This is a genomic window from Pseudomonas sp. lyk4-R2A-8 (assembly GCF_030209095.1).
Lineage (GTDB): Bacteria > Pseudomonadota > Gammaproteobacteria > Pseudomonadales > Pseudomonadaceae > Aquipseudomonas > Aquipseudomonas quebecensis.
In genome coordinates this window covers 55,658-70,627 of the sequence record NZ_JARVSS010000003.1, presented here as the reverse complement: position 1 = coordinate 70,627, position 14,970 = coordinate 55,658, and the positions used below count along the sequence as shown (strand labels likewise).

The 14,970-nt window shown below is 62.2% G+C and carries 16 protein-coding genes; 13 read left to right on the top strand and 3 right to left on the bottom strand.

Annotated elements, in window-relative coordinates; genetic code table 11:
• The first annotated feature begins 66 nt into the window (after positions 1–66).
• Positions 67–2,160, top strand: a complete 2,094-nt coding sequence (locus QRN10_RS03720; RefSeq protein ID WP_285427863.1) for a TonB-dependent siderophore receptor — start codon at positions 67–69, stop codon at positions 2,158–2,160.
• Positions 2,161–2,165: 5 nt separating this feature from the next.
• On the opposite strand, the gene hemH is transcribed toward QRN10_RS03720, so the two are convergent.
• The gene (gene hemH, locus QRN10_RS03715; RefSeq protein ID WP_266245919.1) at positions 2,166–3,191 is read right to left on the bottom strand and encodes a ferrochelatase; all 1,026 of its coding nucleotides are present in this window, start codon (positions 3,189–3,191) and stop codon (positions 2,166–2,168) included.
• A 14-nt stretch (positions 3,192–3,205) separates the two neighbouring features.
• A complete protein-coding gene (locus QRN10_RS03710; protein ID WP_285427862.1) occupies positions 3,206–4,105 on the bottom strand; it encodes a TIGR01777 family oxidoreductase in 900 nt (299 codons plus the stop codon).
• Between the two features lie 198 nt (positions 4,106–4,303).
• On the opposite strand from QRN10_RS03710, the gene QRN10_RS03705 reads away from it, so the two are divergent.
• The 12 genes from QRN10_RS03705 (at position 4,304) to QRN10_RS03650 (ending at position 14,299) form a co-directional block, all read left to right on the top strand.
• A complete protein-coding gene (locus tag QRN10_RS03705; RefSeq protein ID WP_253510390.1) occupies positions 4,304–5,290 on the top strand; it encodes an NAD(P)/FAD-dependent oxidoreductase in 987 nt (328 codons plus the stop codon).
• Positions 5,287–5,502 carry a TIGR02450 family Trp-rich protein gene (locus tag QRN10_RS03700; RefSeq protein ID WP_266245915.1) on the top strand — a complete coding sequence of 72 codons (216 nt, stop codon included), beginning with the start codon at positions 5,287–5,289 and terminating at the stop codon, positions 5,500–5,502. The genes QRN10_RS03705 and QRN10_RS03700 overlap by 4 nt, the downstream gene beginning before the upstream one ends.
• Positions 5,503–5,614: 112 nt before the next feature.
• Entirely contained in the window at positions 5,615–6,574 is a 960-nt protein-coding gene (locus QRN10_RS03695; RefSeq protein WP_285427861.1) for a YbgA family protein, read from the top strand.
• 15 nt (positions 6,575–6,589) lie between these two features.
• Complete coding sequence (locus QRN10_RS03690; protein ID WP_253510386.1) at positions 6,590–7,519, top strand: MerR family transcriptional regulator; 930 nt, start codon at positions 6,590–6,592, stop codon at positions 7,517–7,519.
• Positions 7,520–8,965 (top strand): deoxyribodipyrimidine photo-lyase, encoded by a 1,446-nt coding sequence (phrB, locus tag QRN10_RS03685; RefSeq protein ID WP_285427860.1) that lies wholly within the window; start codon positions 7,520–7,522, stop codon positions 8,963–8,965. It begins immediately after the preceding gene.
• Positions 8,958–9,380 carry a nuclear transport factor 2 family protein gene (locus QRN10_RS03680; protein WP_181079604.1) on the top strand — a complete coding sequence of 141 codons (423 nt, stop codon included), beginning with the start codon at positions 8,958–8,960 and terminating at the stop codon, positions 9,378–9,380. The genes phrB and QRN10_RS03680 overlap by 8 nt, the downstream gene beginning before the upstream one ends.
• Entirely contained in the window at positions 9,377–10,159 is a 783-nt protein-coding gene (locus QRN10_RS03675; RefSeq protein ID WP_253510382.1) for an SDR family NAD(P)-dependent oxidoreductase, read from the top strand. The genes QRN10_RS03680 and QRN10_RS03675 overlap by 4 nt, the downstream gene beginning before the upstream one ends.
• A complete protein-coding gene (locus tag QRN10_RS03670; protein WP_181079602.1) occupies positions 10,156–11,403 on the top strand; it encodes an NAD(P)/FAD-dependent oxidoreductase in 1,248 nt (415 codons plus the stop codon). The genes QRN10_RS03675 and QRN10_RS03670 overlap by 4 nt, the downstream gene beginning before the upstream one ends.
• Positions 11,400–12,209, top strand: coding sequence for a DUF1365 domain-containing protein (locus QRN10_RS03665; RefSeq protein ID WP_181079601.1), 810 nt, complete (start codon positions 11,400–11,402; stop codon positions 12,207–12,209). The genes QRN10_RS03670 and QRN10_RS03665 overlap by 4 nt, the downstream gene beginning before the upstream one ends.
• Positions 12,196–13,467: an SAM-dependent methyltransferase gene (locus QRN10_RS03660; protein ID WP_181079600.1), complete on the top strand. Its 1,272-nt coding sequence runs from the start codon at positions 12,196–12,198 to the stop codon at positions 13,465–13,467. The genes QRN10_RS03665 and QRN10_RS03660 overlap by 14 nt, the downstream gene beginning before the upstream one ends.
• Entirely contained in the window at positions 13,460–13,939 is a 480-nt protein-coding gene (locus QRN10_RS03655) for a DUF2878 domain-containing protein (RefSeq protein ID WP_285427859.1), read from the top strand. The genes QRN10_RS03660 and QRN10_RS03655 overlap by 8 nt, the downstream gene beginning before the upstream one ends.
• Before the next feature lie 54 nt (positions 13,940–13,993).
• Entirely contained in the window at positions 13,994–14,299 is a 306-nt protein-coding gene (locus tag QRN10_RS03650; protein WP_181079598.1) for a YkgJ family cysteine cluster protein, read from the top strand.
• Positions 14,300–14,354: 55 nt separating this feature from the next.
• Here the strand turns inward: QRN10_RS03650 and QRN10_RS03645 are convergent, their stop codons facing one another.
• A complete protein-coding gene (locus tag QRN10_RS03645) occupies positions 14,355–14,873 on the bottom strand; it encodes an acyloxyacyl hydrolase (protein WP_181079597.1) in 519 nt (172 codons plus the stop codon).
• Positions 14,874–14,970: the final 97 nt, after the last annotated feature.

The following is a 14,970-nucleotide window of genomic DNA, read 5'->3' as shown; positions in this document are numbered from 1 at the left end:
TTCGTAGCGATTCATTCTCATTAGTCATGTTATATTGTTTCAATACTGTTATTGGAACGCTCTCTCATGCCGTCTCGAAAAATCGCTCCCCTGGCTGGCCTGGCCCTGGGATTGCTGCTGGACCCGGCCTTCGCCGAAGACAACCGCCTGGAACTGGAAGCCATCAGCGTCACCACCGATGCCTATGAATCCGCCACCGGCCCGGTCAAGGGCTACCGCGCCACCCGCTCCGCCAGCGCGACCAAAACCGACACGGCCCTGCGCGACATCCCACAGTCCATCAGCGTGATTCCGGCCACGGTACTCAAGGACCTGGGCAGCACCAACGTGGAACGCGCGCTGGAATTCGCCGGTGGGGTGTCCAAGCAAAACAATTTCGGCGGCCTGACCCTTTACGAATACAGCGTGCGCGGTTTCACCACGTCGGAGTTCTACCAGGACGGCTTCAGCGCCAACCGTGGCTACCCGAGCACGCCGGACACCGCCAATATCGAACGTATCGAAGTGCTCAAGGGCCCTGCCGCGAGCCTCTACGGACGCGGCGATCCCGGCGGTACGGTGAATATCGTCACCAAAAAGCCTCAACCCGAAGCCTTCACCACCCTGCAAACCAGCGCAGGCAGTTGGGATCGTTATCGCACCGCACTGGACGTCAACACCCCGCTGGACAGCCAAGCTAACGTGCTGTCACGGGTCAACCTGGCGGTGGAGGACAACCACAGTTTCCGCGATCACGTCGGCAGCAAGCGGGTGTTTGTCGCGCCGTCGTTCAGTTGGCAATTGGACCCGGACACCACGCTCTTGGTGGAAAGTGAGTTCGTGCGCCACAGCTCCACCTTCGACCGTGGCATCGTCGACGCTCCCGGCGTATCGCGCCGCACATTCCTCGGCGAACCCAACGACGGCAACATCGACAACCACAACAACCGCCTGCAGGCGACCCTCGAACATCACCTCAACGATGCCTGGAAACTGCGCCTGGCCAGCCACTACAAACAAGGCAGCCTGTGGGGCGATGCTTCGGAAAACCGCGCGCTGAATGCCGACGGTCACACCCTCAATCGCCGTTACCGCGAACGCTCCATGCGCTGGCACGACAGCATCACCCAGCTGGAACTGCGCGGCCTGTTCGACATCGGCAGTTGGCAGCACGAGCTGTTGGTGGGCACCGAATACGAGGACTACCGCAAGAACGAGCGCGTGACTGCGGTCGCGGGGAGCTACCCCATCGACCTTTACAACCCGGTCTACGGCCAGCCCAAACCCAACGGCGCGCGCTCCGGCACTGACTTCTTCGAGCAGACCAGAAGCCACGCCTTGAACCTGCAGGACCAGATCGTCTTCACCGACCGCCTGCGCGGCATGATTGGCGCGCGCGTTGAGCATTTCGAACAAACCGTCGATGACTTTACCCGTAACGCCCCAACCAGCCGCCAAACCCACGACGCCCTGACTCAGCGCGCCGGATTGCTTTACCAGCTCACGCCAGAAATCGGTGTGTTCGCCAACGCCTCGACCTCGTTCAAGCCCAATAGCGGCCTGGACGCCACGGGCAAAACCTTCAAGCCTGAAGAAGGCGTGGGCTATGAAGTGGGGGTCAAAAGCGAACTGTTCGACGACCGCCTCAGCGCCACCCTCGCCGCCTTCCATATCGAAAAGGAAAACGTGCTGGCCCTCGACCCGGCCACCAACACCAACCGCGCCATGGGCAAGGCCCGCAGCCAGGGTTTCGATCTGCAACTGACCGGGCAAGTGACCGACGCCGTGCGCGTGATCGGCGCCTTCGCCTACATCGATGCCGAGGTGACCAAGGGTGACAACACCATTCCAGCCGGCAGCCGCATCCTTGGCGTGGCCAAGCGCAGCGGCAGTCTGTTGGGGGTGTATGAATTCCAGGAGGGCGCCCTGCGCGGCTCGGACCTGGGCGCAGCATTCACCTATGTGGGGGACCGCTCGGGGGAAGCCGGCGGCAGCTTTGAACTGCCCGCCTACCACACCGTCGACCTGCTGGCCCATTACAAAGCCACGCAAAACGTGACGGTGGGCCTGAACCTTAACAACCTGTTCGATGAAAAGTACTACGAACGGTCCTACAGCAGTTACTGGGTCAGCCCAGGCGAACCGCGCAATCTCACGGTCAGCCTGACCCTCGACCTATAACGCGGCTAAAGTTGCTGCGGCGCGCGCTCGCACAGGGTATTGAGCGCCGCCGCCCACTGCGGGTCGTCGTTCAGACAGGGCACCAGCACCAGCTCTTCGCCACCGGCCTCACGGAACTGCTCGCGGCCGCGATCGCCGATCTCTTCCAGAGTCTCGATGCAATCGGCGACGAACGCCGGGCACATCACCAGCAGCTTTTTCACGCCTTGCTGGGCCAGCGCCTCCAGGCGCGCCTCGGTGTAGGGTTCGATCCACTTCGCGCGGCCCAGCCGCGACTGGAATGCCACCGACCATTTGCCGTCCGGTAAACCCAGGCGTGCAGCGAAATCACGGGCGACGGCGAAGCACTGCGCGCGATAGCAGGTGGCAAGCACCTGCGGCGACGCGTTCCTGCAGCAGTCGGCATCTTTGAAACAATGCTGGCCGGTGGGGTCGAGCTTGGTCAGGTGCCGCTCCGGCAGGCCGTGAAAACTCAGCAGCAGGTGATCGTAATCCTGCTCCACATATGTCCGAGCGCTCGCCGCCAATGCCTCGATGTACTCCGGCTGATCGTAGAACGGCTGCAGGATCGAAAACTGCACATCCAGTTTCTTATCACGCACCACGCGCTGGGCTTCTTCGATCACCGTAGTCACGGTGCTGTCGGCAAACTGCGGGTACAACGGCGCGAGCGTGACTTTGCGGATGCCCTGGGCGGCCAGGCGCGTCAGGGTGGTTTCCAGGGACGGCTCGCCGTAACGCATCGCCAACTCCACCGGGCCTTGGGTCCATTGCGCGGTCATCTGCGCTTGCAGGCGCCGGCTGAGTACCACCAGCGGCGAGCCCTCCTCCCACCAGATCGACGCATAGGCGTGCGCCGACTGCTCCGGGCGCTTGATCAGGATCAGCGAGACCAAAAGGCGTCGCACCGGCCATGGCAGGTCGATCACATAAGGGTCCATCAAAAACTGGTTGAGGTAGCTGCGCACATCGGCCACCGAAGTGGACGCCGGTGAACCCAGGTTGACCAGTAACAACGCGTGATCCGTCATGCAACATCCTATCTCTAGAGGCGGGTGGACAAGTCGTCCAGAGCCGCGCGCAACTCAGTGAACTGGAAAGTGAAACCGGCCGCCAGCAACCGTTCGGGTACGGCCTTCTGCCCGCCCAGCAATAACCCCGACAACTCGCCCAGCCCCACCTTCAGCGCGAAGGCCGGCATGGGCATGAACGCCGGACGATGCAGCACCTGGCCCAGGGTTTTGGCGAACTCGCGGTTACGCACCGGGTGTGGCGCGCACGCATTATAAGGACCGCTGGCGTCTTCCTTGTGCAGAAGAAAATCAATCAGGGCGATTTGATCCTTGATATGCACCCACGGCATCCACTGCCGTCCATCGCCGATCGGCCCGCCCAGCGCCAGCTTGAAGGGCAGCAGCAACCGCGACAAAAAGCCGCCCTGCGCAGCCAGCACCAGGCCAGTACGCACCAGTACCACGCGAATGCCCAGGGCTTCGGCGCGCTGGGCGGTTTCTTCCCAGGCGATGCACAACTGGCTGGGGAAATCGTCCTGCACCGGGCCGCTGGCTTCGGTCAGTTCGCGCTCGCCGCCGTCGCCATACCAACCCACCGCAGAGCCCGACACCAGCACCGCCGGTTTCTGCTCAAGGCCTTCGAGCCAGGCCAGCAGGGTTTCGGTAAGACTGATGCGGCTGCTCCACAGCAGCGCCTTGCGCCTATGGGTCCACGGGCGGTCGGCGATGGGTGCGCCGGCCAGGTTGACCACCGCATCCACTGCGCCGATCACCTCTTCCAGGCGCGCAACGCCCAGTACTTGTGCGCCGCACAGCGACGCCACTTCTTCCGGATGACGGCTCCACACGGTCAGGCGATGCCCCTGGGCCAGCCAGTGTTGGCAGAGCTGGCGACCGATCAAGCCGGTACCGCCGGTCAGCAAAATATGCATGGGACGCTCCTCATGTAACGTTCGCCGCCGATCACTGGTCTATTTTATAAGCAGGGATCAATTCGTAGTTGGGCGTGGCGTATGGTTAACCATAGGACACGTCAACGGTTCAGGTACGCCAAAACTTATACCAAAAAACAATATTGTACAGCTATTGGTCTCGGCGTAGCCTGTACGCAACGGTAAATGAGGCTCACCATGACTCTACCCATCGCGATTATCGGTACCGGTATTGCCGGTCTCTCCGCCGCCCGAGCGTTAAAAGAGGCCGGGCATGTTGTACAACTCTTCGATAAAAGTCGCGGCAGCGGCGGGCGTATGTCCAGCAAACGCAGCGATGCCGGTGCGCTGGACATGGGCGCCCAGTACTTCACCGCCCGTGATCGGCGTTTTGCCACCGAGGTGCAGCGCTGGCAGGCGCAGGGCGTGGTCGATCAGTGGCTACCCAAGCTCTACCAATTCAAGTCCGGCCAGCTCACTCCCTCCCCCGATGAACAGGTGCGCTGGGTCGGCACACCACGCATGAGTGCCATCACTCGCGCACTGCTGGATGATTTGCCGGTGCAGTTCGGTTGCCGCATCACCGAGGTGTTCCAGGGCAAACATCACTGGAACCTGCAGGACGCCGACGGCGGCAATCACGGGCCTTTCAGCCACGTGATCATCGCCACCCCGGCGCCCCAAGCGAGCGCCCTGCTGGCGGCCGCGCCCAAACTGGCGAGCGTCGCCGCCGGGGTAAAAATGGACCCCACCTGGGCCGTCGCCCTGGCCTTCGACACACCGCTGGACACCCCGATGCAAGGCTGTTTCGTACAAGACAGCCCCCTCGACTGGCTGGCACGCAACCGCAGCAAGCCAGGGCGCGACACGCGCCTCGACACCTGGGTTCTGCATGCCACCAGCGCTTGGAGCAAGGCCCACCTGGACCTGTCCAAGGAAGCAATCACGGAATACCTGCACGGTGCCTTCGCCGAGTTGCTGCACAGCACCATGCCCGAGCCTTCGTTCAGCCTTGCCCATCGCTGGCTCTATGCGCGACCGTCCAGCGCCCATGAGTTCGGCGTACTCGCCGATGCTGACCTGGGGTTGTATGTCTGCGGCGACTGGTGCCTGTCCGGCCGCGTAGAAGGCGCCTGGCTCAGTGGCCAGGAAGCGGCGCGCCGTCTGATCGAGCATCTGCAATGAACCGCATCAACCCGGATAAATTGCTGCTGTCGAAATGGACAGCAGCACACCCGAAAAACAAGGAAAAACATTTCCTGGTCACTGAGCTGTTTCGTGATGAGGAAGGCACCGTACTCGAACTCGAACTGCAGGCAGTGATGACCCGCCGTGGCAAGCGGCTGCCGTGGCAGACCCTGCAGGACGCCGAAACGTGGACAATCGGCTGGAAATAACCTTCGCGCAAAAACCTATACAAATAATTTGACTTGTACAGCATCAAACCTATGATGAGATTTAGTTGTACAGGCTATAGAGTTTGTATAGGAATTTCGCAGAGGTTTGCCCATGTCCAACAGCCCCAAACCGAAGATCGCTATCAGTGCCTGTCTGTTGGGCGAGAACGTGCGCTTCAATGGCGGACACAAGCAATCCCTGCTCTGCTGCCAGACCCTGGCCGACTATTTCGACTTCGTTCCCTTGTGCCCGGAAGTGGCCATCGGCCTGGGCATTCCCCGCGAGCCGATTCGCCTGGTAGGCGACCCTGCCCAGCCGCAGGCCGTCGGTACCGTGAACCGTGCGCTCAACGTCACCCAACCGCTGGACGATTACGGCCGGCAGATGGCGCGCGAACATACTGACTTGTGCGGTTACATCTTCATGCAGAAGTCACCATCCTGTGGCCTGGAAAGGGTCAAGGTCTATCGTGAAAACGGCACACCGGTGGACGGCGGCGGTCGCGGCATCTATGCCCAGGCGTTCTGCGCGCGCCACCCCAACCTGCCGGTAGAGGAGGACGGGCGCCTGAACGACCCGGTCCTGCGGGAAAACTTCCTTACCCGCGTGTTCGTCTATGCAAGCTGGCAAGCACTGCTGGCCGAAGGCTTGAGCCGCCATCGCTTGCTGGCCTTTCACTCGCGCTACAAGTACCTGCTGATGGCCCACAGTCCGCAACATTACAAAAGCCTCGGCCACCTGCTGGGCACGATGGACAAAGGCATCCCGCTGGAAGAACTGGCCGCCGGCTACTTCAGCGAATTGATGACCGGCCTGAAAAAATGCGCCACCCGCGGCACCCACAGCAACGTGCTGCAGCACATCAGCGGCTACCTCAAGCAGGTAATCAGCGCAGACGACAAACAGGAAATGCAAACCGTCATCGGCCAATACCGCCACGGCATCGTGCCGCTGGTGGTGCCGCTGACGTTGCTCAAGCACCACTTTCGCCAACACCCGGACCGCTACATCGCGCAGCAGGCGTACTTGCAGCCGCACCCGGAAAATCTCAGCCTGCGAAATGCGATCTAACCCATGAAAAGCGTCATGAAAACCGCCGTGCACGAAGAACCCGGCGAAGACATTGCCCAAGCCCTTGAAGATGGCTGGCTGCCGATCCGTGAGGTCGCGCGTCAGACCGGCGTCAACGCAGTGACCCTGCGCGCCTGGGAACGTCGCTATGGCTTGATCGTGCCCCAGCGCACGCCCAAAGGGCATCGGCTATTCAGTGCCGAGCATGTGCAACGTATTCACACCATCCTGACGTGGCTCAACCGAGGCGTACCGGTCAGCCAGGTGAAAAACCTGATCGACTCCGCCCAGACCAGCCCCGACAGCGTTGCCAACGAATGGCAGAGCCTGCGCCAGACCCTGGTGCAGGCCATCAGCGACCTGGCCGAGCGCCGGGTGGACGATGCCTTCAACCAGGCCATGGCGCTCTACCCGCCGCGCACCCTGTGCGAGCAACTGCTGCTGCCGCTGATCCAGGAACTGGAGCAACGCTGGCAGGGCCAGTTCGGCGCTCAGATGGAGCGGGTGTTTTTTCTGTCATGGCTGCGCAGCAAATTCGGCGCGCGCATCTACCACAACAATCGCCAATTGCACGGTGCGCCACTGCTGTTGATCAATCAATCCGACCTGCCGCTGGAGCCGCACCTGTGGCTCAGCGCCTGGCTGGCCAGCAGCGCCGATTGCCCGGTGGAAGTCTTCGACTGGCCGCTGCCCGCCGGCGAACTGGCGCTGGCGGTGGAACATCTCAAACCACGCGCAGTGTTGCTGTATTCAAGCAAGGCCTTGCAACTGCCGGCCTTCGCCAAACTGTTGGGCGGTGTTGACTGCCCGACGCTGCTGGTCGGTCCCACGGTGAGCATTCATCAGGCCGAGCTGGCGTTGCTCAGCCATGACCTTGCCGATCTGTCCGTCGCCGAAGACCCGCTGTCGGCCCACCAACTTCTGCTCCAGCGTGGACTCGTCTAAATGCACCTGATCTGGCTGCGCACCGACCTGCGCCTTCACGACAATACCGCCCTGGCCGCCGCGAGCCAGCGCGGCCCGCTGGCGGCGGTTTACCTGATCACGCCCGAACAATGGCGGGCCCACGATGACGCACCGTGCAAAGTGGATTTCTGGCTGCGCAACCTGCAGCACTTGAGCCAGTCCCTGGGCGCACTCAACATCCCGCTGCTGATCCGCACCGCCGCCACCTGGGACCAGGTGCCCGCCGTGCTCAGCCAATTGTGCGGCGAACTGGGCGTGGCCTCGGTGCATGTCAACGAAGAGTACGGCATTCATGAAAGCCGCCGCGACGCAGCGGTGGCCAAGGCGCTGGAAGCCGATGGCGTGACTTTCCACAGCTACCTGGACCAACTGTTTTTTCAACCAGGCAGTGTGCTCACCAAAAGCGGCACGTATTTCCAAGTGTTCAGCCAGTTTCGCAAGGTCTGCTACACCCGCCTGCACAGCGCCCTGCCGCGTCTGGTGAACGCGCCGAAGGCGCAGCAAAAACTCGCCATCGAGAGCGACGCCGTGCCGATCGCCGTCGATGGCTTCGAACCGCCCAGCGAGCGCCTGCGCGCACTCTGGCCTGCCGGCGAAGATGAAGCCCGGCGCCGCCTGGAAACCTTCGCCGACGCGCAGATCAGCTATTACAAGGATGAGCGCGATTTCCCCGCCAAGCCCGGCACCAGCCAATTGTCGGCCTACCTGGCAGCCGGTGTGATCTCGCCGCGCCAGTGTCTGCACGCGGCGCTGCAAACCAATCAGGGCGAGTTCGAAAGCGGCGATATCGGTGCGATCACCTGGATCAACGAACTGCTTTGGCGTGAGTTCTACAAACATATTCTGGTGGGCTACCCGCGCGTGTCCCGCCATCGCGCCTTCCGCCCCGAAACCGAAGCGGTGGCCTGGCGTGACGCACCCGAGGACCTCGCCGCCTGGCAACAGGCGCGCACCGGTCTGCCGATCATCGACGCGGCGATGCGTCAGTTGCTCGACACCGGCTGGATGCACAACCGCCTGCGCATGGTGGTGGCGATGTTCCTGACCAAGAACCTGCTGATCGACTGGCGTGAAGGCGAACGTTTCTTTATGCGCCACCTGATCGACGGCGACCTGGCCGCCAATAACGGTGGCTGGCAGTGGAGTTCGTCCACCGGCACCGACTCGGCGCCGTATTTCCGGATTTTCAGCCCGCTGAGCCAGTCGGAAAAATTCGACCGCGACGGCGTGTTCATCAAGCACTGGCTGCCGGAACTGGCCGGGTTGAATAAAAAGGAAGTCCACAACCCCGATGCGGTTGGCGGCCTGTTTGGCGTGGCGGATTACCCCCGCGCCATCGTCGATCTGAAAAAATCCCGCGAGCGCGCCCTGGCCGCGTTCCGCAGCCTGCCATCGCGCGAAGCCGCCGGGGGTGCCCATGAGTGACTTTCTGCGCCGCTTCGCCCACACCTTTGCCACGCTGGACAAGCACAACCTGCACCTGCTCGACAGCCTGTACAGCAAGGACATCGTCTTTACCGATCCGCTGCACGAGGTGCACGGTCTGACCGCGCTGCACCGATATTTCGAAACGCTGTACGGCAATGTCAGCCAACTGCGTTTCGACTTTCACGGCTTCGATCAGGTGGCCGAAGGCGAAGGCTACCTGCGCTGGAAAATGAGCTTCTGCCACCCGCGCCTGGCCAATGGCCGGGTGATTCGCGTGGAAGGCTGCTCGCACCTGATGTGGCGTGACAAGGTCTACCGCCATCGTGACTATTTCGACGCTGGCGCCCTGCTGTATGAACACCTGCCCGTACTCGGCAAAGTGGTCAGTTGGCTGAAAAGGAGAGTGGGATGAATAGCGTGACGCCCCGTCGTTATTGGCTGACCGGCGCCAGCAGTGGCATCGGCGCCGCGCTGGCCGAGGAGCTGCTCAACAGCGGCGCCCAAGTGGCCGTGAGCTCACGCTCCAAAGAGCCGCTGGAGGCCCTGGCGCAACGTTACCCCGGCCAAGTGCTGGTGGTGGCCGGCGACTTGACCAACAGCCAGACCGTGCGCGAAATCGGTGAACACATTACCCACGCCTGGGGCGCGCTGGACACCGTGATCCTCAACGCCGGCACCTGCGAATACGTCGACGCCCGCCAGTTCGACTCGTCCATCATCGAGCATGTGGTGCGCACCAACCTGCTGGCCAGCAGTTATTGCATCGAAGCGGCGCTGCCGCTGTTGCGCGCCGGCCTGACGCCACACCTGGTGGGCGTCGCCAGCGCCGTGACCTACCTGCCGATGCCGCGCGCCGAGGCCTACGGCGCCTCCAAGGCCGGCCTGCGGTATTTGTTCGAATCGCTGCGCATCAGCCTGTCGCCGGAAAACATCGACGTCACGGTGATCAGCCCGGGCTTTGTCGACACGCCCCTGACCGAACGCAATGACTTCCCGATGCCCCTGAGCTGGCCCGCCGACAAGGCCGCGCGGCATATCTTCGCCAAACTGCAAAAGCGGCCGTTGGAGATCGCCTTCCCCGCGCTGTTTATCGCCACCCTGTGGCCCTTGTCGAAGCTGCCTAACCGCGCGCAGTTGATCATCGGCAAGCGCATGTTGCGCAGTGCTCCGCCGAAGAAGGACGACCTGTGAAGATCGCCATCATCGGCAGCGGCATCGCCGGGTTGACCAGCGCTTACCTGCTCAACCGCCGTCACGACATCACCCTGTTCGAAGCCGGCGACCGCATTGGGGGCCATACCCATACGGTCAAGGTCACGGTGGAAGGCCAGCACTACGCGGTGGACACCGGTTTCATCGTGTTCAACGACTGGACCTACCCCAATTTCATTCGCTTGCTGGGGCAGATCGGCGTGGCGTTCAAACCCACCGAGATGAGTTTTTCGGTGTGCGACGAGCGCACGCGCTTTGAGTACAACGGCAATAACCTCAACAGCTTGTTCGCTCAGCGCAGCAATATCCTGTCGCCGGGCTTCTGGGGCATGTTGCGCGACATCCTGCGCTTCAATCGCCAGGCGCCATTGGATTTACAGGAACACCGCATCAGCGCCGACATGACCCTGGGCGACTACCTCACCGCCGGCGGCTATGGCGAGCGCTTCGTGCGCCACTACATCGTGCCGATGGGCGCGGCGATCTGGTCGATGTCGCTGGCGGACATGCTGGGCTTTCCGTTGCAGTTCTTCGTGCGTTTTTTCAAGAATCACGGCCTGCTCTCGGTGAACAATCGCCCACAGTGGTGCGTGATCGAAGGCGGCTCCAGTGCGTACATCGAACCCCTGACTCGCGGTTTTCGTGAGCGGATCCGCTTGAGCTGCCCTGTGCATAACGTCGAGCGCAACGAGGACGGCGTGGTTATCCACAGCGCGTCCGGCAGTGAGTCCTTTGACCGCGTGGTGTTCGCCTGCCATAGCGACCAGGCCCTGGCGTTGCTCGGCGACCCGAGCCAGGCGGAGCAGGAGATCCTCGGTGCCCTGCCCTATGCCGATAACGACGTGGTGCTGCACACCGACACGCGCCTGCTGCCCGATCGCACACTGGCCTGGGCCAGTTGGAACTACCGGCTGACCGGCGACAGTCAGGCCCAGGCCGCCGTGACCTACGACATGAACATCCTGCAAGGCATCGACAGCGCCACGACGTTCTGCGTAAGCCTCAACCAGACGGCGGTGATCAACCCGCTGAAGATTCTTGCGCGCTACACCTATGCCCATCCGCAATACAGCCTGGGCGCCGTCGCCGCCCAGAACCGCTGGGAAGAATTGAACGGCGCCCGCCATACCCATTATTGCGGCGCCTACTGGGCCAATGGCTTTCATGAAGACGGCGTAGTCAGCGCCCTGCGCGTGGCGCAAGCCTTTGGGGAAACCCTGTGAACAGTGCCCTGTACAGCGGCTGGATCGCCCATCGCCGGTTTGCGCCCAAGGGCCATGCGTTTCGCTACCGCATCGGCCTGCTGTACCTGGATTTGAGTGAAGAAGACCACGTGCTAGGGCTCTCGCCCCTGGCCGGGCGCAGCCGCCTGGCGCCTTTTGGTTTTCGCCAGCAGGACTACCTGCGTGAGTTGACCGGCCACGGCATGAGCCTGAGCGATGCCGTGCGCCAGGAAGTCGGCAAGGCGCTGGGGCGTACACCCCAGGGCGTTATCTGCCTACTGACCCAGGCCCGCAGTTGGGGCCTGGCTTTTAATCCGGTGAGTTTCTTCTACTGTTTCGAGGCCGACGGGCAACTGGCCGCGATCCTGTGTGAAGTCACCAATACCCCTTGGCGCGAGCGCTATCGCTACGTGCTGCCGGCCCAGGCTCTGGGTGCGGACGAGCACCAGCATTTTGCCGTGGCCAAGGCGTTCCATGTGTCGCCGTTCCTGCCGCGCGACCTGCAATACCGCATGAGCTTCAGCCCGCCCGCCGAGCGGCTCGGCGTGCACATGGCCGACTGGCAGGGCGAATTGAAAGTCTTCGACGCCACCCTCAGCCTGCACAAAGAGGCGCTGACCCGCGCCAGCCTGCACCGCTACCTGTGGCGCTTTCCGTGGATGACCGCCAAGACCTGCCTGGCGATTTACTGGCAGGCCTTGCGTCTGTTGCTTAAACGTACACCGATTTTCTCCCACCGGGCCGCCGATGGCGCCTCTCGCACCGCCGTCGGGTATACCAAGGAACATCGCCATGAAATCCCCTAGCTTATCGGTCAAGGCCAGCCGCCTGAACGTCAACGGCATGACCACCGCGCTGCTGCGCAAGGGTGTGCTGCGTCAACTCAGCCAATTGCGCCACGGCCAGTTGGTGGTGATCGAGGATGGTGAACGCCAAGTGTTCGGCGCACGGGAAGCGCACCTGCTAGGGGAAATCCAGATCGTCGATCCGGCCGTGTGGGGCCTGGTGGCGGCCAACGGGTCGATCGGCGCCGGCGAGGCATTTATCCACGGCCATTGGACCAGTCCGGACCTGACCGCCGTAGTGCGGGTGATGGTCAGCAACCTGGACGTACTCGACGCGATGGAGGGTGGCCTGGCCCGCCTCGCGCGCCCGCTCACCCAAAGCCTGCACTGGCTCAACCGCAATACGCGCAAGGGCTCGCAAAAAAATATCGCCACTCACTATGACCTGGGCAACGACTTGTTCGAAGCGTTTCTGGACCCGACCATGATGTACTCGGCGGCGCAATTTCTGACGGCCGACGACACGCTGGAACAGGCGCAACTGAACAAACTGGAACGCATCTGTCAGAAACTGGCGCTTAAACCCAGCGACCATTTGCTGGAAATCGGCACCGGCTGGGGCAGCATGGCGCTGTATGCGGCGCAGCATTACGGCTGCAAGGTCACCACCACGACGTTGTCCAAAGAACAGTTCGCCTACACCCAGCAACGAATCCACGCCTTGGGCCTGCAGGACCAGGTCACCCTGTTGCTGAGCGATTACCGCGATCTGACGGGGCAGTACGACAAACTGGTGTCGATCGAGATGATCGAAGCGGTGGGCCATCGCTTTCTGCCCACCTACTTCAAGCAATGCGCGCAGTTGCTCAAGCGCGACGGCCTGATGCTGCTGCAGGCCATCACCATTCGCGAACAGCGTTTCGAGCAGGCCAGGCGCAGTGTGGATTTTATCCAACGCTACATTTTCCCCGGCGGCGCCCTGCCTTCGGTGCAGAACATGCTGCACATCGTCGGCCGCGACACCGACATGAACCTGTTGCACATGGAAGACTTCGGCCTGCACTACGCAAAAACCCTGCGCCTGTGGCATGAGAATTTTCGCCGCGCCCATGGCCGCCTATCGGAACTGGGCTACGACGAATACTTCCTGCGGCTGTGGGAGTTTTACCTGTGTTACTGCGAAGGTGGCTTTATGGAGCGCACCATCGGCACCGCTCAATTGCTGCTGGCCAAGCCCGCAGCCATCAACCCACCCCTGCTCGGACGCTTCAATGCTTAAAACCGTGGCCAACGCCGCGCTGTTCCAGTGCGGCTGGTTTGCCTGCGTGCTGGGCGGCGACAGCCTCTGGTTGCTGCTGGGTGTGGTAGTCCTGGCCGTTCACCTGCTGTGGATAAGTTCATGGGCCGAGGACGGCGCGCTGATTATCGGCGTGACCCTGGCGGGCACTGTGCTGGACACCTTGCTGCGGGTGTCGGGGGTGTTTCAGTTCAGCGAACCGGGGCCGTTGATCCCGTTCTGGCTGATGCTGTTGTGGGCCCTACTGGCGACCACGCTGCGGCATTGCCTGGCCTGGAGCGCGCAACCCTGGTGGCTGGCCGCCTTGCTGGGCGCGGTGGGTGGGCCGCTGTCGTATTACGCCGGCAGCCAGTTGGCGGGGGTGCGATTTGGCTTCGCCCTGGCACCGACGCTCAGCGGGTTGGCACTGCTGTGGGCGACGGTTTTTGTCGGATTGCATCGGCTGGCACGCTGACGTCTGTCAGACCTTTCACACCCACAGCCTGCGCTTGCCTTACACTGCGCGCCTATGAACACCATCCCCCACCTGCAAATTGCTGAACCCGCCGTCACCTGTTCTACGTGTGCGGCGTGCTGCTGTCAGCTGGAAGTCATGTTGATTACCGACACGGGTGTACCGCAGCGCTATATCGACACGGACGATTGGGGCGGTGAAGTCATGCTGCGCCTGGACGACGGCTGGTGCGCGGCGCTGGATCGGGACACGATGATGTGCACAATTTACGAGCGGCGACCGCTGATTTGTCGCGAATTCGAGATGGGCGCACCGGAGTGTCTGGACGAACGCCAGGGCATTGCCACGGCGTATCGCTGATGCGCCATGCGGTAGGAGGCAAGCCCCCTGCCGCAAGGGTTTTACGGGAGGGCGGTTACAACGGCATGGTGTAGTGCAGCGCGTAGCTCTCTACCCCATCGTTGTTGCTGCTGATACCGGCGTTGGAATAATGCGTGGCGCGGATGCCCACTTCATGCCCACCGGTAAAGCGCAGCCCGAAACCCAAGCGGTCTTCGAACTGGAAAGCCTGGCCAATGTTGTTGTCTTCCAGCTTGGTGCGGGAAAACACCGCCACACCGATGCCGGCCTCGATATACGGCTTGACCGACTGCCCGGCGAATTCATACACGAACACTGGCGAGAACGACAGGCTGCTGGCGCCTGCGCGGTCGTCACCTTCCCAATACGTGTAAGCGCCGCTCCAGTAACCGGTCAGGCGCCCCATGTCGCTCTGCATCCAGCTCTTGTCCCAATCCGACGTCAGCCCCAGGCGATACGTCAGCGTCGAATCACTGGTGGCCCCCAGGCCGAATTCGAGGCCGGCGGCCTGCGCCGATAACGAGTGTCCTACCGCGACGGCTGCAATCGCAGCCAAACAGAACAAGCGCTTCATAAAACATCCCTTCCGAACGAGTTGTATGGTTTTTTGTACAAGCAATCTCGCTATAGAAGCCTGCGCAGTGACAGAAGTTCAGCTTCTAATGGCGAAA